The organism is Lelliottia sp. WB101 (assembly GCF_003051885.1).
Taxonomy (GTDB): Bacteria; Pseudomonadota; Gammaproteobacteria; order Enterobacterales; family Enterobacteriaceae; genus Enterobacter; species Enterobacter nimipressuralis.
This window is the reverse complement of record NZ_CP028520.1, coordinates 2,178,322-2,194,412: the sequence shown is the minus strand read 5'-3', so window position 1 is coordinate 2,194,412 and position 16,091 is coordinate 2,178,322. Positions and strand designations below refer to the sequence as shown.

The following is a 16,091-nucleotide window of genomic DNA, read 5'->3' as shown; positions in this document are numbered from 1 at the left end:
TCATACAGCCATTCAGCAAGCCAGGCCGCCCGGCCGAGATTAACCGCGCTGTCGGGGGGCTCGTCGTCATAGTCTGCCGGCACCGGTAAAAGATGCCGGCGCAGGCAGACGCGCTGCTCGTAGCTGTTTTCTCTGATATGAGCGGTTATTCGCTCTATTTCTTTACTTCGATATCAAGCGCCGGCGCGTATTCATCATTGACGACCTGCGAGATTTGCATCCCTACGCCCGGGCGTTTCAGCAGCTCTTTGAGCGCGTCACGCGAGTCTGGCGTGACAATCTTCACGAGGTACTCATTGACCACGCCCACCGCATTTTTTTCACGCGCGCTGGAGTTAATCAGCTGGTTATAGGCGGTCAGATTCGGCTCGAAATGCAGCTCGGTGCCAGCAACGGTCAGGGTAATAATTTGCTTATCGGCCATGGGATATTCTCTCTTTGTTTAATTTCACGTACTAACTGGTTATGACGCGCCGCGCAGTCGGTGTACATGCTGCGCAGCGGGCGCATCACGCCATCAAAATCAGCCCCGGTTTTACCGTTTAATCTCGGCAGCGTTTCCGGGCATTCCTGTGTCAGATTCGCCTGATAAGGCGCGCTCGGCAGCTTCACTGGTTTCATTGAACAGCCGCATATAATCATCAGTAGCGCACTCGCTACCGAAAATCGGATTGTTAATTTCCAGGCTAAAAACACGCTCCCCCCGTAATTCATTGGCATGCAGCTGCTGCAGGCGTTTTTCCAGCTTGTTGGCTGAGGCATCGGAAATGTCATTGATAAGGCGCTGGCGCTCGCTCTCAGAGCTCAGGATTGCCCCATCAAGACGGTGCTCAAGTGCGCTCTCAACTTTCCAGGTTGCCGCCGCGCCGACCGTCAGGCCGATGATCAAGGACGGCAGAAGATTCGAAAGCCAGCCCCTAATCATCATTTCACCCCGTTGTGCTCAAGGCTGAAGTGGTTGCCGTCAGGCTTGCTGAAACGCCCGCCCCAAACGCCGCCCAAAGACTCCCAGTATTCACCCAGCGGCCTGTAAGCCTCGGTTGACTCCTGGTATTTCCCATCTATAAAAAGATTGAAATCAATGGCCAGGCGCAAAATATGCAAGCTGTTGACGATGCCTTTCCCGGCCTGCGCATTAAGCTGTGCCTGGGTCGGTGTTCTGTAGGCATCCCCAAGGGTCAGGCCGTAGCCGTTCTTATCTGCCCACCCAATGAACTGGCCGATCATCACGGTGAATTTTTGCTGTTTTTCACTCAGTGTCATCGCGTTTGCTCCCGTCAAAAAGTCGTTTAAACAATCCCCTTACGCCGGCTTTAATGGGCTCCTCCAGAAAGGAGTAACCCAGCACGGCGACCAGTGAGGCGAGCCCCACAAGAGTGACATCTTCCACATCAGGCTTGTGCGCCCTTGCCGCCAGTACGGCCAGCGATGCCAGCGCACCCAGCAGGCACCGGCTGACAAGCACGCGCGGGGTAAGCTTTTCGTCGCTGTTAAGTAACCGGTAAAGCTCACCGGCCACGCCGATGGCGACAAGCAGCGCGATCAACGTTGCGCTGCTCACGGTTCACCCCACAATGCCGCGCAGGTCGCTCTCGCTCAGGATTGGCACGCCATCAATGCGTACAAACTCCGGGGCGGTCACGAGGTACTTGAGTTTTTTCGTCGCCTTTTCTCCACCTTTCGGATCAAAGTTAAGCGGCGCAGTCACGATCAGCTTGCAGCCGAACGCCTCCACCTTTGTTGATAGGCCGCCGGCGCTGGCATAAAAAAGCATGTCGAGCGGCTGAAGGGCGCGCCAGCCACCTGCCGCGCGTGCCTGCTCATTGAGGGAGGCAAAATTTTTCTCATCGAGCTCAATTTCACCCTCTGCGGCCACGTCCCCGTTAACATATCCATCAGGCACGCCACGAGACTGCGCCACGGCCGTGTTATCCGTGATATCCAGTGATACAGATTCAACATGGATCAAATCCGTGCCGACCGTGACATCGAAATCCATGCCGCCAATGCGCTGTGTCATTCGTTACTCCTCCAGTGAACGATCAAGGCCGATATTGACGGTGATTTGCTTAGGGCAGCCGTAAGGCGTCGCCATAATGCCAATCACCACATGCGTTTTTGTGAGCCAGGTAATGGTCACATCACCCTCTTTAGGCGGCTCAACTTCGCCCGGGAAGGTCACGCCGCCGAGCTGGGTCGTGCGCGACATCTCGCGCAGCGTCCTGCCGAAATAGTTTTTGTGCGTTTCAATGCTCACCGGCGTGGTATTGAGCGTGCGGTTGGCCACCTTTGGAATGGCTAACAGGCGAGTGCGGCGCGCGACCTTATCCATGATCCGCAGATGCTCAATCGCCTCGTAATCGCCGCCCTTTGCCTCCAGCGTGCGGCCGTCAGCCCAGTACATGCCCTCATAGTCTGCCCACCACATCGGCACGCTGTAGCGAATGGCCTCAAACGCCTTGAGATAGGCGAGGCTGATTTCCACCCCGTCCTTATCGACCGGCAGATCGCTGCTGCCGATGCCGAGCCCCAGCAGCTCACCCGTTGCCACGCGCGCAGGGCTGTCTGCGACCGTGACGGCGCGATTACACAGGCGACCGGCCAACACGCCCGCTTCGTTACCCCAGAGCGACGGCACGAGCTGCACGGCGTCGGCTTTGATACCTTCCTGCAGGTCGTTTAAAAATTCCCGATAACCCGCCCAGTCGAGCGGTTTTTCGAGCGCCGTCGGGCTGGCCACTGTGGTGATAAACCAGACGCGACGCCCGAGCGAACTAATAACCGAGGCGCGCAGCGCCTGCAGCGCATTGATGCGGATCTGACCTGCAGATTTGTCTGTGATGTCATCACACAGCAGCACGCCCTCAACGCCGACCTTGCTCAATGCCAGCTCGATGCCGCTGAGCCAGTCGGGTGCTGTCAAGACTGGCTCGTCGGGGTTCTCCGGGTCGTCTTCGGTTTCGCCCTCAGCCAACAGGACGTATGCGCCCCAGTTCTGGCCACCGTTCAGCTGTGCCGCACGTACCTGCTCCAGCAAATTCGGTGAGGCCTTTTCCAGCACGTCGTCAATATCGGACTCTGCACTGACGGCGAGCAGCGGGTGAGAATTCCCGAGAGGCTCGCCTGCCAGGCCGACGAACAGCATGATCTGCTCGACGCCAGACACCTCGCCCGAGTTGCCGTTAATCGCGTTAATGTCCACGCTTGGCCATGTCATGAGTTTTTCCCCTTAATGTCCTGCGCGTTAACCTGCCAGCCGAAATCAATGGCCTGCAGCTGCCGCGCCATAATCTTGTTAAATTCCGCATCGCTGACGCCCAGAAAGGCGCGAGCGGGTAAAACTATCTTCCAGGTGCTCTTTGGCGTACCGCCGCTTAATTTGCGGATAATCAGCCCGGCCTGAGCACGGGAAAGGTTCTGCACTATCCAGGAGGCTGACGCCTTAACCCAGCGCCCGCCCTCGCGGCGTTTATAGCCGAGCTTTCGCAGTGCGCTTGCCTGCTTGCGGGTCGCCTGGCCGTTCTGTACCGGCGTGGGCAGATTCGCCGCGCTCACGGTTGTGGTTGCGCCCTGCGCATGAATGCCACCGAGAACGCCGGCCGAAAGCGCCTTGCCGCCTTTGCCCCTGAGGTAAACCACAACGGCCTCACGCTCGGGCATGTCGCGCACGGCCAGCAATCGGGGCAGGCCGCGCAGCATTTTTTGCTTGCCGCGCTTACGCTTTGGCCACGGCGTGCCGTCCGGGGATTGCTGCTGACGCTGGTTGCGTTTTGCGGCCGTAATAATCCCGTTTTTGGCAATACGCCAGAGCAGGCGCTGGCGCTTGCGTGGGGGTAAATCCCGCCTGGCCAGCTCGCGCTTTAACTCGCTCAGCTGGCGACGATCAAGACCGCCGTCAATCTTCAGCATCACCGCCGCCCTTAATGCCGGTCATGACCTCAAACGTTTCTGCCGTCCAGACCTCCGGGCAAACCGGCGTCCAGCGCCTGCCGTAGAGCTCGATTTCACCCTGCGGGTGCTCCTCGATAACAAGTTCCTCGGCCAGCTCAAGGGTGATCGTCACATCGCCGCGCCCCTGCTCGGTATCGAGAGAGGGGTCAACGGACGGTGCCGGCAGCTGCAGCTCGTCATGAAACGCGTTTGCATAACCCTCGATCCATGCCATCACCAGCGTGTAAAGCAGTACCGGCGGGTATTCACGGTACGGATAGGCGTACCAGCTGAGCTCAATTGTTTGCCGCGCAAGGCCGCACCGGCGCTGCCCCGCGCCCAGGTCTTTTGATGAATAGACAAGCTGCACGTCCACGGTTTCGGACTGAAATGTGCCGTGTATGCGCGCAGGCATTGTCCTGAGCAGATACCCGGTAAGGCTTTCAAGCTGGCCACTCATATTTTGTAAATCCCCACGCGCCCGTAACCCTGCATATTGCGCAGCACAAGCGAGGCCTCAGCCAGCAGGCTCTCGCGCGTGTCGCTTCCCTCCTGCCCGGGTATCGTGTCGCGCCGGCCAATGGTCTGAAATTCCCCCATCAGGTCGGCTTTCGCCCGGGCGTAAACCGCTTTTTTGTACTGCGCAGTGAGCTCGTTTTCGTCGCCGGCGCTCGCGCCCGGCACATCCTTCGCCGTCGCATAACCTTTGGCGCTATGGGTGCGCACAACATCGCCCAGGGCGTCGTTGATTTCCTTCACGCTGGCAAGCAGTGCAATCACCATCACGCTGTTATCCATGTTTGGCGGCAGCGCGCGCTGCTTCTGAAACTCTGCGAGATTCAGGTCAGGCCAGAAAGAGATGCCGTTTTTAACGGGGACGTTCTGGTATTCAATTCCCCGACCGCTAAACGGCATTGACGGGTGATTCATCGCTTACACTCCTGTTAGAAAGCGGGCTGACCGGTTTCCACGGCCCGAAAAGCTCCTCAGAGCTCAACACCTCCACCGCGCCCGCTCTGCCGGGGGCAGTCGTTACTCGCGACTGAGCGCACGAATGCGCGCGGTCACTTTATCCAGCAGGGTGCCAACCCCTGCCTTTTTGCTGGTTGAACTGGCCTTCTGCAGCAATTCCTGCGCGAGCTCCAGCGTATCGAGATTGCTGAATGCTGCCGGTTTGGCCTGCAGGCCATCTTCACCGCGCAGAACGAGATGCGCGGCCAGCTTGTAATATTTGGCTGTGATTTCTTCATGCAGCTGCCAGGACTCGACCACGAGTTTGAACACACGCGAGAAATACGGCTCGACGCTGCGGCCGGCGGCATACTCCGACTCTGCCCATTCGCGCATGGTATCGGCCACGAACGCGCCCATTGAGCTGGAAAAGTTATCCGGCATAGGCTGCTGCTGCTCGATGGCCTTGAGCGCGTAGTCGATGCCGGCATCAAAATCGCCAACGTCAAAGAGCCAGATTGCACACCCAACAAGCGGGGGATACGGGTAAACCTCACCGGCATCGAGATAGCGTTTAACCTGCGGCAGCCACTTTGGCAGCAGCCTGTCGCGCTTGATTTCGGCGCGTACTGCAAAAGACTCACCCGCCTCACTCAGAGAGCGACGGTCGAGCTCAAAATCGAACTCGGCCGCGCGCCGGTCCTGCGCTGAGCAGCTCATCTGCTTACCTTCCCGCAGCCGTTTGAGCGCCTGCTGGCTTTTTTGCCAGCGTTTTGCCGGTGTAACCATGTTTTACTCCTCGCCGCCCGGTGTCGGTTCTGGCTCTTTTTCTGCATCAGGATCCAGCACTTCGATGTGGTCAAACGAGGCATAAAGCTCGTCGTACTCAACGCCAAAACCTTCATAACGCAGATAGTTGTTCTCAAAGCGCTTGCGGTCGTCGTTCCAGTCGGCGCGGCGGTAGCCGGTGCCTTTCTGGTTGTAGACGTGCAGGTTCCAGAGAGTCGTGACAATCAGCTGCCCGTCCGGGATAAACGGCGGGGAGTAGAGCGTCATGCCCGCCACTTTGCGGTTAATCAGCTGTGCGGCCACCTTCTCGCTCGGGGCGTCAATCTCGTTGAGCAGAGAGGTGGTATCAGCAGCGATAAGGTCGCGGCCGGCGAGCACAACTAAATCAGGGCGGTTGCGGAATGCAGGATGAATAAGCGTCTGGCGCAGGTCGTTCGCTGCAGCGTCCAGGCCGATAAAATCAGCGCCGTTGCGTGGTCGGGCAATCGTAATGTCATCAGTGATAACCTGGCCCGGTGAGCGCTCCTTGACGATGGCCTGCCAGCCCTTGTTGACGTCCTCGCCGTTCGGGTATTTCTCTGGATCGGTATCACCTTCCGAAACGTGCGTACCGTTAAAGCCCACACGCAAAATATCGTGCCCAAAGGAAACGTTGACGAATGCCTGAATTTTCTGGAAAAACTCGTCCTCGCTGCCGGCGTTCGCCCACGCAACAATCGTGGAATAATCAAGGTGCGCGCCCGAATCAGTCTCAACCAGCTGGTATTTATTCCCGCTGTTATCGAGCCTGCGACTAAAGCGCCCCTCAGCCTTGCGGCCAGTAAACAGACCGGGGTTGCCGGTGGCCACCACCTGCCCGGTGATATTGTTTACCGTGAGCATATTGAGCAGCGGCAGAAACTCACTGCTTTCGACAACGGCCTTACGCAGGTTCGTGTCCATTGGCGGGGTGATCGAGAACATCTGGCGCGAATTTTTCACGCCGTAGGTTTCCGCCATCGCTACAGTAAAACTTTCCAGTAGCGATCTTGTTTCGGGGGTCAGTAACATTGTTTACTCCTGGGTGTAATCCGTTTACAGCACGGTGCGTTTAGCTTCAGAACCGCCAGGGGCATTACCCGGCAGCGGCGTTTTGCTGGCTCCGACCGCAGCGGAAAGCAGAGTAATGACCTGATCGAGCTTGTCGTCCTGGCTCCCTGCAGGCTTTTCAGACGGCTTTTGTGCCGGTTTACGGTTAGCGCTGAACGCCAGCATGGCGCGACGACGGCGCGCTGAGAACTGCCGATTGCCTTTGCCCATATCGTCAATCAGTGCGGTGAGCTCGGCGCGGCGCGCGGTGAACTCCTCTTTTGCTACCTCATCCTCAGGGTTCTCGGCCACGTCTTCGGCAAGTACCACCACTTCTTCAGCCAGCAGGGCAATATCTTCCGCCTGCTCGCGCACCTCGTCGGCGGCCTCATCAACATCGCCGGTTGTGCGCCCTTTGGCTGCATCGGTCATAGCCTTTGCGGCCTTCAGCATTTGCTGCAACGTATCTTTCAATTCTTCCGCATTCATCGGATCCGTCTCCTCGGCTGGTTTTTCAGGTGTATATTTACGGGTAGTCATTCCAGAAATAATCCGGTCAATTAATGACGGCTGTTTATCCGGTAATAACTCACCGAGAGAAAATTGATTTGAATTACCAAACCGTATGCCCTGATTACGCATCTGGGCACTGAATTTCATCATGTCCGTGCCAACGCTTGCCGGCACATCGGTGGCGGCGACCGCCTGCAAATAAGTGAACCCCTGCCCCTGAAAGTTTTCCCAAAACTCGCAGGAGGTGAAAAGTTTCTGAGATTCCTTATTCGCATTAATTAAAAACTGGTTTGGAGCAAATTTCGCGTACAGCTTTAAATCACCGTCAACGCGCTCAGTTTTAAGCTCTTTAACGATGCCGTAATTAGGCGTATAAAATTCACGCTCTTTGAGCGACTCGGTATGATGCGGCCAGATGAGCGCCACGTAAAAGCTGGTGTCGTAGCGTTCTGCCGCTTCAAGCAGCCAGGACTCTTCAATCGGACGCCCGTCGATAGACGTTCCCGCCGTGCATATACAAATCCAGTCAGAGACTAATTGCGTCGTCATAACTCAGCCCTTATTCATTCAATGGTTGAATTATTTATTAATTATTACCAACACGCACCGCATTTAATTCGTAAATATTAGGATAACCGCCATTAACTTAATTAATCCAAACAATAGTTAGCAATTACGAATGAAATAATCGACATAATAAGCGCATGGCAAAATATAAAGAAGAAATCAGATTTGCGGCAAAAACTCTTTATGTCAGGCGCATGACGCCTGCGGAAATATCAAAAGAGTTAAATATACCGCAGAGAACTATCTATAACTGGGCGGAAAAATTCGGCTGGGCAGACCTGATCGCGCACGATTCCATTGAGGAGGCCATTTCTCGCCGTTATATCGCGCTGAGTGATAAGAGTAATAAAACCGAGCTCGAGCTGCAGGAGCTGCGCGACCTCATCGCGCATCACGTAAAAATCATCGGGCAGCGCAATAAACACGCCGAGCGCATGGCTGAGATAAACGCCAGGGCGCAGCGCGACACCCCGGGCGCCACCGATGAGAGCGGTGAGCGTAAGCGCAAGAAATACCGCAAAAATGACGTGTCCGGGCTCACGGCCGAGCAGCTGGACACCTTCGCGCGCGAACATCTTTTCGATTACCAGCTCTACTGCCGCAACCACAAGTATGAGGACTGGCGTTTTATTCTCAAATCTCGCCAGATAGGCATGACTTACTACTTTGCCTTTGAGGCGTTCGAGGATGCGGTCACAACGGGCGATCACCAGGTGTTTTTTTCTGCATCTAAGGCGCAGGCAGAGATTTTCAAACAGTACATTTTTGAGATTGCTGAGCAGCATTTCGGCATCACGCTGAGCGGCGCCGGCAACAAGGTGAAACTGAGTAATGGCGCGGTTCTTCGCTTTCTCTCAACCAACTCAAGCACGGCTCAGGGATTTAACGGCCACCTTTATGGTGATGAGGTGTTCTGGATCCCGCGCTTCAAAAAGCTGCACGACGTGGCCAGCGCCATGACCACGCAGTCACGATTCAGGACAACGTATTTCTCTACCCCGAGCGCGAAAACGCATGAGGCCTATGACGTCTGGACGGGCGACCACTGGAAGGACGGCGATCCGAAACGTAAGGTGATCCCGTTCCCGACCGACAAAGCGCTGCAAGGTGCCGGCCAGCGCTGCCCGGATACGCTCTGGCGATACGTCATCACGATGGAAATGGCCATCGCTGGCGGTCTCGGTAAGCTGGTTGATATTAAGCGCCTGCGAAATCGCTACAACGAAACCACATTTAACATGCTCTACATGTGCGTTTTCGTTGACAGCAAAGACGCCGTTTTCAAATTCACAGAGCTGCAGCGCTGCGCCGTTGATGCGGCGCGCTGGGGAGACTATGACCCCACGGCCGACCGGCCGTTTGGTGATCGTGAGGTCTGGGCAGGGTTCGATCCGGCACGAACGGGCGACAACTCCACCTTTGTGCTGATTGCTCCGCCCTTATATGCCGTGGAGCGGTTCAGGGTGCTGGCGGTCTACCACTGGCAGGGGTTGAGCTTTTCGCATCAGGCGAAACAGATAAAAGAGATTATGCGGCGATTCAATATCACGCATATCGGGATTGATATCACTGGCATCGGGCGCGGCGTGTATGAGCTCGTTTCAAAATTCGCTCCACGCGAGGCAAGGCCGATTCACTACACCCTGGACAGCAAAAATGATCTCGTTCTGAAGATGATCGACACGATTGACCGTAACCGCATTGAGTGGGGGGCTGATGCCATTGATGAGGTGAGCGGCGACCGCGCAGAGATTATTCCGAGCTTTATGGCCATCAGACGAGCAATAACGAAAGGCGGAGGAAAAATGACATTTGTCGCCGAGCGCTCAGAGAAAACCGGCCACGCCGACATCTTTTTTGCCATCTCACACGCAATGATTAACGAGCCGCTCGATTATGAATTTGAGCGCCCTTCCACCTGGACTTTTGGAAAAGCAGCATGAAGAAGCGGAACAAAACACATAAGGTGCAGGTAGCAGCTGCGCCGGCACAAAAACAGGAGTTATCCCTCGGACGCAGTAGCGTGATAACGTTCGGCGAGCCAGAGCCCATCCTCACCACCGGCACCGACTATTACAACATCTGGTATGACAACAAGGCTGACCACTGGCGACTCCCTATCGACCGTGTTGCGCTTTCGCAGCTGGTCAATCTCAACGGCCAGCACGGTGGCGTTATGTACGCCAGGCGCAATATGTTTACGTCCGGCTATGTGAGCGGCGGCCTCAATCATGACCAGATTGAGGCGGGAATATTCGACTATCTGCTCTGCGGGGATCTGGCTATCGTTAAACTGCGTAATTTCTTCGGCAACGTGATTGGACTGCACCCGCTGCCGTCGCTGTACTTGCGCAGACGAAAGTCCGGTGATTACGTGGTTCTGCAGGAAGGTGAGCCTCTGATCTACCCGACCGAGGATATCATTTTCATTAAATCGCATGACCCGCTGCAGCAGGTTTACGGCCTCCCGGATTACATCGGCGGCATTCACTCCGTACTGCTTAACTCAGAGGCCACTATCTTTCGTCGTCGCTACTACCACAATGGTGCGCATATGGGCTTTATTCTCTACACCAACGATCCGAATATCACCGCCGAGGTGGAGGATGAGATCAAATCCAAAATTGAGCAGTCAAAAGGCGTAGGCAACTTCTCTAATCTCTATGTGAATATCCCCGGGGCAACCCAGAGGGCGTGAAACTCATCAACATTGGTGAGGTGACGGCCAAAGATGAATTTTCGAACGTCAAAAACATCACGGCGCAGGACGTTCTGACAGCTCATCGCTTCCCTGCTGGCATTGCCGGCATCATTCCGCAGAACGCCGCAGGCCTGGGCGATCCGGTAAAGGCTGAGGCAACATACAAAAAGAATGAGATCGCGCCACTGCAGCGAAAATTCATGCGCGCAGTGAATGACGATCCAGAAATCCCACAAAGATTGCATTTAACTTTCGCAATTGACGAGGAAAGCAGCGAAAAATGACCGAAGAGGCGCTAAAATCGTGGGATTGTGTAAGCGATCACGCAGGAGCGATAAATATGCGCGTTTTGAAACTATTTTGCCCTGAGTGCAAATCCCCCGCGGTAATTCGCAGGTCAGTGTCTAAGGATGACAAATTCAGTGATCTGTATTGCGCGTGCTCAAACGTTGAGTGTGGCCATACCTACGTCTTAAATCTGACGTTTTCACACACTTTGAGCCCCAGCTCAATGGCAACGGACAGGCTTGTAAAAGAGCTTGTTGGCCAGTTGAGCCCAAAGCAGCGACAATTTGCCCTCGATTTGCTACAGACCAGTTAACAAAAAAACCGCAGCTGCGGTTTTTTTCATTCTAAAAGTCTATTCGGTATGTAGTTGTGAAAATTCATTGTGGTTTTTAATTTATATAACGTTGGAACGTTGCTCTTTCCCTTTAAGCGAATCGATAATAAATTGAATTTTAGAGTTTGTTGTGCCTGTAAGCAAAGCGTGTGTATAGACATTTGCGTAGCTATCACGCTCAGTGCAAGATCCTGAAAGGACTGGATGAAGTAATTTTTTACAGCCACTGTTAGTAGGCGACTTTACTTTTCCAATCACATCGAGCAGTAATCCCTCAAGACATGGATCAGAACCCACAAGATTTAAGCCAGCAGACATAGCTTTTTGTACATATGTTCTTGGCCATTGAATGTCCGTATCCAGTAAAACAATTACAAAATCATATCCATCACACTTTTTACAAGAAATTGCATGTGAAATTACATGTTCTGGACCTTTACCTCCGGCCGTGACAATAGTTATTTTGAAAGCTCCATTTGAAAAGAGAGATTTTAGGTGCGAAAGGAATGCTTTCTCGGCATACCCTTCGCCTACCAATAACAAGGTTTTACTAATGGCGCGGCGCACCACTTTCTTCTTAGCCATTTCAAAATCCCTTTTTGCTTTAGAAGTTAATGTTTGGTACACCGCCCAATGCACCTGTTATGTACTTAGAGTACAGGTTATCTTGACTTCTTAAACCCTGAACATCATCTAAGCGCCATGCCTCACTTACACTATCTGTCTTTTCGACCAAGTAAACATTGTGTTTTTTTACAGACTTAAGTATCTCTGCTGTATGGCAACTAAAGATTAGCTGCGATGCACTTTTGTTAGTGCCATCATTGGCAAACATGTCAAGCAACTCTCGAATCATATATGGGTGAAGGTCACTATCCAGCTCATCTATAACAGCTACACCACCATAATGTAGCGCAGAAACAAGTTTATAAATGAAGTAGTAACAGGCCTGAGTACCAGTTGATTCCATTATAAATGGCACCTCAAACTCTTCACCATCATGCGAATGAATACCATATGGCAATACTTTAGTTTCAGACTCACCCGTTACCTTATCAATTACTTCCTCTTTTTTTATTCTGATATCCTTTAATCCAAAATCCATTCTTGTAAGATATTTTTTTGCTTTTTCGAAAACCTCAGGCTCGGCGTTATAACACTCTGTAGCATTTAAGACTTTGCCATAATCAAAACTAGACTTACCAAAAACATTCAAGTTGTTTTCGATACTGTAAAATATATAACTCATTGCACCAGCCAGAATGTTATTTTCTTTTCTTTGAAAGTAAGATATAGCTGATGCATTCTGTGGTACAGTTTTCAACTCACTAACTGGAAAATCACTAGCGTTACTTTTTACTTTGTAACCCTTCAATTCTTCGTCATATTTTCTAGAAAAGACAGAAGAAAACAATCTACTAGATTTATATTTTAGCTCCTCATGCAAAACTCTTTTCTTATTGAAGCTTAAGAAATATTTAAACTCTGTATGATCTGCATCTTCTTCAGTTATTCTGCTATCAACAAAACAGATTTCAATTTCTGATGGCTCCTTTTTATTGCATATATGAGGATAAATAGGTAGCAAATCCGAGTTATCCATAGATTTAAATGATTCGCTGCAGAACCAACTAAGAAATGCAAGAGGCTTAATCATATTTGATTTGCCTGAACCATTAGCACCCATAACTGCAAGAACCTTGGTAATCCGGTCTTTACCCCAATGTTGATCAAGAGGTGACTCTGAAGAGTTTTCCTTTAAAGTTAGATCAACAAATTGCTCATCTTTGAATGAGTAGAAGTTTTTAAAGCGATACCATTTGATCATACTCGCCCCACTTAGACTTTTTTTTGTTTAATATGGCCCACTATCTCAGTTTAGTAAGTGAATGTCCATCACTAAGTAGGGGTAGCACAAAATGTCAACTATTTTTGCATACACTTGAGAAAACCTGCCTGACAGCTGCTTATGCTGCAGTAGTCAGACAGCCTATCTTCGAAAAAAAGACACTGCTTTCTACGCTTTAATTCTGAATATCCAACAATGATAAAATTCAGGCTTGCGCATCTCTTTTGATTTGCCGGTGTTGTAGCTATCGCTCACCGAACTGCGCACTGAGGCTGTACGAACGAATTCACGCTCGCGGCCACTTTTGAGTAATTTTTTAATCTCTGACAACGTGAACGGCAGACGCTGCCGGTAGGTGTTTGCCACCTCCTCAAAGTGGTTGAAGTTAATCGCTACCTCATCAACCTTGTCTACTGGCGCGTGGTTAATTCCGTGCTGCTCCTGGTCATTGAGGTAGTCGAACAGTTCCCAGAACTCCTGTACCAGAGGATGATCGAGACTCAGGGCGCGCTGGCGTTCTGCAGCAAGGGTGAAGATGTAATTGCGCGTCTGCTCGATATGGGATGGGTGAACCGGTACAACTTGCGCCAGAGCCATCAAAAAGCCGATTACCTGCGAGTGGGTTTTAATGACACGCCGGTGTCTTATGTCTGCATGGATGGCCATATCGGCCATCGCCTTGCGATAATGATGATCGTATTCCTGCAGGACTGCTGCCTCTTTTTGTGTGGCCTCAATGAAAAATCCCGAAACATCGCTCATAGGCATCTGCTCGAGTCGCTCCGCGGCCGCCTGGGTGATATCAGTCTGGTTTGATTTGTCGGTAAACATACTGACAACACGCGACATCATGGCTTCTGAGGCATCAATGGCAGCATTCTGAGCAAAAAGCAGTGCCGCTCTGAATGGTGGCTCATATGTTTCGTTGTTGTTGGTTTTAATACCCAGAGCACGGGATGCGCGGCCGTTATATAGGGGTTTCAGTTCGTCGTAATCAAAGGTGCGCAGCTTGGATGGCTTATCGTTTGAATTGTTGCGATCCCCCTCAATTAGCACCACCGGCAAATTGGCGACCTGAGAGAAGTTTCGGCCGCGAGCTGCAGACGTGGAATTACTCGGATCAAACCCTTCATATTCCTCACGACCGCAGAGCTTCCAGAGAAACTCGATAAGCGTACTTTTACCAGCGCCAGGCTCGCCATGTATCTCAAGGAACGGGAAGGATTTATGCATTTCACGCGCCTGCTCTGCGAACAGGGAGCCGAGCCAGAACGCCAGAGCGGTGTAACCCTTGACGCCGAACGCCGCCCAGATATCGTTGAGCCAGCCGGTCGTAAATTGGCTCAGGTCGGTATTGATAACGAGTGAGGGGGTTAAGCTCAGGCTTTTGACGCTGGCCTTTTGGATCTCGAAATAATCCTCATCATTAAGGTGAAAAACTTGGCCGCCGCTCACCGCTGCGCCATTCATAATCCACGCGCAAAACTCTTTGTTATAGCCGATGAAATTCTGCGTTTTAACTTCTTTTATCATCTGCAGTGAGCGCAGCAGGGTGTCCAGCTGCTTGGTGCTGCCGGTATAAGTGCCGCCCTTAGCGATATGCAGAAGGCGTTTTTTAAACTCGGCAGAGCTAGCAAGCTGGTTGGCGGTAAAGGTGCCTTTAATGGCTGGGGCATGGGGCATATTGACGCGCAGATAGTACCAGGATTCATCGGTGGGCTCTGAGCGCTGGAAATAAAGCGGCCTAAATTCGCAGTTTGATATCTCCTCGATCATGCCGGTTTCTTTAATGGCTTTTCGCCTCGCATCCTCCTCATTTGCGCATTTCGCATCGTACTCAAGAATGCGCTCAAAGGCGCTCATATACTTATTGAAATCAAGCTGAAACCAGTAGGTGCGAAACCCATAATTGAAATGAAACGATGTGCGCTCGGTATGCTGATAAATCAAAAGCGCCTTTGCACTCGGTGAGTCAGCCAGTAACAAGCGACCATTATGGCGGTATTGCTTCCAGTCTTTAGGTGTAAGCCTGTCGCGCTGTAGTAAGTCATTCCAGTCAAGATGGCCGCCGTTCTCCGTGGGCAGCGCCGCGCTAACTTCCCAGCCATCCTCTGCAGCTCGCTTTGCAAACTTAACGATGTGACTGCGGCCTGCCCTGTCGTCGTCAAAAGCCCAGATAAGCCGAGGGCGCTTTTTTGGGTCCGGGATTGCATCGGCCAGCATGCTGAGCAGCATTGACGGGTAATTATTGCTGCTGAGCGTCGCAACGGCATAGAGCCCGGCCTGCACCAGGCTCATGGCATTAAAAATGCCCTCTGTGATAAATATCTTGTCAGCCTTGCGCAGATCCATTCCTGGCGACTCCCACCAGTAGCCAGCATAAGACCCGATGAAATTGGCTTTTTGGTCAAACCGTTCTGGCTCATCAATGATGCGCTCCCATTTCTTGCCGTTGGCCAGCGTAAACCTCACCGTGGCGCTGCCCATGCCATCACGCGCGAATGATTCCTGCGTGTAACAGCCTTTGAAAGCGACTAAATCGAGGCCTCTGGCATCGCGCAGGTATGCATCAGCAGCTGCGTGGGGGTTTTGTGGGGTTGACTCGAAACGGCGCGACCAATTTTCAAAGAGATCGGGGTAAAGGCTGCGCACGGTTATCTCTTTGCCGCACTTATTTTCTCGGCCACACTTAATCAGATAAGGACGCTCCGTGCTTATGTACATTTCACGCTTATTGCAGTCAGGGCATAAGCCCTGCTGCAGATACTTCTCACGTTCTTTAAAGTCAAAATCCTGCACCAGACGCCGCAGAGCCTCAGCTCTAACATGCTCACTCATTGTTGTTAATGGGATGCCGGTCATAATTTTGACTCCTTGTTATATGTTTCATGCGTCATTAGCTGCCAGTGGCGGCCATTGTCCTTGCTCAGAATGCGCCAGCGTTTACCTAAGCGAATAACGAGATAATGGTGCGGTTTAATTCTTGAGTAGTTTTTGCGACCACGTATAAACGCGCTGAGCTCAATGCTGGCGCTTTTCCATATGCGAGCTGGCGCCGTGCGCCCTGAAAGTGTTGGTAAACTAAAATCAGACATAAACCG

At 52.4% G+C, this 16,091-nt stretch carries 18 protein-coding genes and 1 pseudogene; 3 read left to right on the top strand and 16 right to left on the bottom strand.

Features of this window, described 5'->3' with window-relative positions; all coding sequences use genetic code 11:
* Positions 1-154 precede the first annotated feature (154 nt).
* From DAI21_RS10590 to DAI21_RS10535, 12 genes are all read right to left on the bottom strand, one after another.
* Positions 155-424 carry a putative phage tail assembly chaperone gene (locus DAI21_RS10590; RefSeq protein WP_107703075.1) on the bottom strand — a complete coding sequence of 90 codons (270 nt, stop codon included), beginning with the start codon at positions 422-424 and terminating at the stop codon, positions 155-157.
* Between the two features lie 111 nt (positions 425-535).
* Positions 536-928 carry a hypothetical protein gene (locus tag DAI21_RS22955; RefSeq protein ID WP_159075412.1) on the bottom strand — a complete coding sequence of 131 codons (393 nt, stop codon included), beginning with the start codon at positions 926-928 and terminating at the stop codon, positions 536-538.
* Entirely contained in the window at positions 925-1,263 is a 339-nt protein-coding gene (locus DAI21_RS10580) for a M15 family metallopeptidase (protein ID WP_107703073.1), read from the bottom strand. Before DAI21_RS10580 ends, DAI21_RS22955 begins: the two co-directional genes overlap by 4 nt.
* Entirely contained in the window at positions 1,250-1,561 is a 312-nt protein-coding gene (locus DAI21_RS10575; protein WP_107703072.1) for a hypothetical protein, read from the bottom strand. The genes DAI21_RS10580 and DAI21_RS10575 overlap by 14 nt, the downstream gene beginning before the upstream one ends.
* 3 nt (positions 1,562-1,564) lie before the next feature.
* Positions 1,565-2,020: a phage protein gene (locus tag DAI21_RS10570; protein ID WP_107703071.1), complete on the bottom strand. Its 456-nt coding sequence runs from the start codon at positions 2,018-2,020 to the stop codon at positions 1,565-1,567.
* A gap of 3 nt (positions 2,021-2,023) precedes the next feature.
* Positions 2,024-3,217 (bottom strand): DUF2586 domain-containing protein, encoded by a 1,194-nt coding sequence (locus DAI21_RS10565; protein ID WP_107703070.1) that lies wholly within the window; start codon positions 3,215-3,217, stop codon positions 2,024-2,026.
* Positions 3,214-3,909, bottom strand: a complete 696-nt coding sequence (locus DAI21_RS10560; protein ID WP_107703069.1) for a hypothetical protein — start codon at positions 3,907-3,909, stop codon at positions 3,214-3,216. Before DAI21_RS10560 ends, DAI21_RS10565 begins: the two co-directional genes overlap by 4 nt.
* On the bottom strand, positions 3,896-4,390 hold the full coding sequence (locus DAI21_RS10555) for a phage tail protein (RefSeq protein ID WP_107703068.1): 495 nt from the start codon (positions 4,388-4,390) through the stop codon (positions 3,896-3,898). Before DAI21_RS10555 ends, DAI21_RS10560 begins: the two co-directional genes overlap by 14 nt.
* Positions 4,387-4,860 carry a head completion/stabilization protein gene (locus DAI21_RS10550; protein ID WP_107703067.1) on the bottom strand — a complete coding sequence of 158 codons (474 nt, stop codon included), beginning with the start codon at positions 4,858-4,860 and terminating at the stop codon, positions 4,387-4,389. Before DAI21_RS10550 ends, DAI21_RS10555 begins: the two co-directional genes overlap by 4 nt.
* 102 nt (positions 4,861-4,962) lie before the next feature.
* The gene (gene gpM, locus DAI21_RS10545) at positions 4,963-5,670 is read right to left on the bottom strand and encodes a phage terminase small subunit (protein ID WP_107703066.1); all 708 of its coding nucleotides are present in this window, start codon (positions 5,668-5,670) and stop codon (positions 4,963-4,965) included.
* Between the two features lie 3 nt (positions 5,671-5,673).
* Positions 5,674-6,720, bottom strand: a complete 1,047-nt coding sequence (locus tag DAI21_RS10540) for a phage major capsid protein, P2 family (RefSeq protein WP_107703065.1) — start codon at positions 6,718-6,720, stop codon at positions 5,674-5,676.
* Between the two features lie 24 nt (positions 6,721-6,744).
* Entirely contained in the window at positions 6,745-7,800 is a 1,056-nt protein-coding gene (locus tag DAI21_RS10535) for a GPO family capsid scaffolding protein (RefSeq protein WP_107703064.1), read from the bottom strand.
* A gap of 155 nt (positions 7,801-7,955) precedes the next feature.
* Here DAI21_RS10535 and DAI21_RS10530 point away from each other — a divergent pair, with 155 nt between their 5' ends.
* The 3 genes and pseudogenes from DAI21_RS10530 to DAI21_RS10520 all read left to right on the top strand — a co-directional run bounded on the left by DAI21_RS10530 (position 7,956) and on the right by DAI21_RS10520 (position 11,120).
* The gene (locus DAI21_RS10530) at positions 7,956-9,761 is read left to right on the top strand and encodes a terminase large subunit domain-containing protein (protein WP_107703063.1); all 1,806 of its coding nucleotides are present in this window, start codon (positions 7,956-7,958) and stop codon (positions 9,759-9,761) included.
* Positions 9,758-10,803, top strand: a pseudogene (locus DAI21_RS10525) (phage portal protein). The gene DAI21_RS10530 and the pseudogene DAI21_RS10525 overlap by 4 nt, the downstream one beginning before the upstream one ends.
* Entirely contained in the window at positions 10,800-11,120 is a 321-nt protein-coding gene (locus tag DAI21_RS10520) for an ogr/Delta-like zinc finger family protein (protein WP_107703062.1), read from the top strand. The pseudogene DAI21_RS10525 and the gene DAI21_RS10520 overlap by 4 nt, the downstream one beginning before the upstream one ends.
* An 81-nt stretch (positions 11,121-11,201) precedes the next feature.
* Here DAI21_RS10520 and DAI21_RS10515 read toward each other — a convergent pair whose 3' ends face one another.
* From DAI21_RS10515 to DAI21_RS10500, 4 genes are all read right to left on the bottom strand, one after another.
* The gene (locus DAI21_RS10515; protein WP_107703061.1) at positions 11,202-11,726 is read right to left on the bottom strand and encodes an RloB domain-containing protein; all 525 of its coding nucleotides are present in this window, start codon (positions 11,724-11,726) and stop codon (positions 11,202-11,204) included.
* 19 nt (positions 11,727-11,745) lie between these two features.
* Complete coding sequence (locus tag DAI21_RS10510; RefSeq protein ID WP_107703060.1) at positions 11,746-12,969, bottom strand: ATP/GTP-binding protein; 1,224 nt, start codon at positions 12,967-12,969, stop codon at positions 11,746-11,748.
* A 189-nt stretch (positions 12,970-13,158) separates the two neighbouring features.
* Positions 13,159-15,852, bottom strand: a complete 2,694-nt coding sequence (locus tag DAI21_RS10505; RefSeq protein WP_234419527.1) for a toprim domain-containing protein — start codon at positions 15,850-15,852, stop codon at positions 13,159-13,161.
* Positions 15,849-16,085 (bottom strand): hypothetical protein, encoded by a 237-nt coding sequence (locus DAI21_RS10500; protein WP_107703059.1) that lies wholly within the window; start codon positions 16,083-16,085, stop codon positions 15,849-15,851. Before DAI21_RS10500 ends, DAI21_RS10505 begins: the two co-directional genes overlap by 4 nt.
* Positions 16,086-16,091: the final 6 nt, after the last annotated feature.

Coding starts and splice junctions, on each gene's coding strand:
- DAI21_RS10570 (WP_107703071.1), bottom strand. CDS start 2,020: ATGACACAGCGCATTGGCGGCATGGATTTCGATGTCACGGTCGGCACG.
- DAI21_RS22955 (WP_159075412.1), bottom strand. CDS start 928: ATGATGATTAGGGGCTGGCTTTCGAATCTTCTGCCGTCCTTGATCATC.
- DAI21_RS10590 (WP_107703075.1), bottom strand. CDS start 424: ATGGCCGATAAGCAAATTATTACCCTGACCGTTGCTGGCACCGAGCTG.
- DAI21_RS10555 (WP_107703068.1), bottom strand. CDS start 4,390: ATGAGTGGCCAGCTTGAAAGCCTTACCGGGTATCTGCTCAGGACAATG.
- DAI21_RS10510 (WP_107703060.1), bottom strand. CDS start 12,969: ATGATCAAATGGTATCGCTTTAAAAACTTCTACTCATTCAAAGATGAG.
- DAI21_RS10540 (WP_107703065.1), bottom strand. CDS start 6,720: ATGTTACTGACCCCCGAAACAAGATCGCTACTGGAAAGTTTTACTGTA.
- DAI21_RS10515 (WP_107703061.1), bottom strand. CDS start 11,726: ATGGCTAAGAAGAAAGTGGTGCGCCGCGCCATTAGTAAAACCTTGTTA.
- DAI21_RS10500 (WP_107703059.1), bottom strand. CDS start 16,085: ATGTCTGATTTTAGTTTACCAACACTTTCAGGGCGCACGGCGCCAGCT.
- DAI21_RS10580 (WP_107703073.1), bottom strand. CDS start 1,263: ATGACACTGAGTGAAAAACAGCAAAAATTCACCGTGATGATCGGCCAG.
- DAI21_RS10560 (WP_107703069.1), bottom strand. CDS start 3,909: ATGCTGAAGATTGACGGCGGTCTTGATCGTCGCCAGCTGAGCGAGTTA.
- DAI21_RS10550 (WP_107703067.1), bottom strand. CDS start 4,860: ATGAATCACCCGTCAATGCCGTTTAGCGGTCGGGGAATTGAATACCAG.
- gpM (WP_107703066.1), bottom strand. CDS start 5,670: ATGGTTACACCGGCAAAACGCTGGCAAAAAAGCCAGCAGGCGCTCAAA.
- DAI21_RS10535 (WP_107703064.1), bottom strand. CDS start 7,800: ATGACGACGCAATTAGTCTCTGACTGGATTTGTATATGCACGGCGGGA.
- DAI21_RS10505 (WP_234419527.1), bottom strand. CDS start 15,852: ATGACCGGCATCCCATTAACAACAATGAGTGAGCATGTTAGAGCTGAG.
- DAI21_RS10530 (WP_107703063.1), top strand. CDS start 7,956: ATGGCAAAATATAAAGAAGAAATCAGATTTGCGGCAAAAACTCTTTAT.
- DAI21_RS10565 (WP_107703070.1), bottom strand. CDS start 3,217: ATGACATGGCCAAGCGTGGACATTAACGCGATTAACGGCAACTCGGGC.
- DAI21_RS10520 (WP_107703062.1), top strand. CDS start 10,800: ATGACCGAAGAGGCGCTAAAATCGTGGGATTGTGTAAGCGATCACGCA.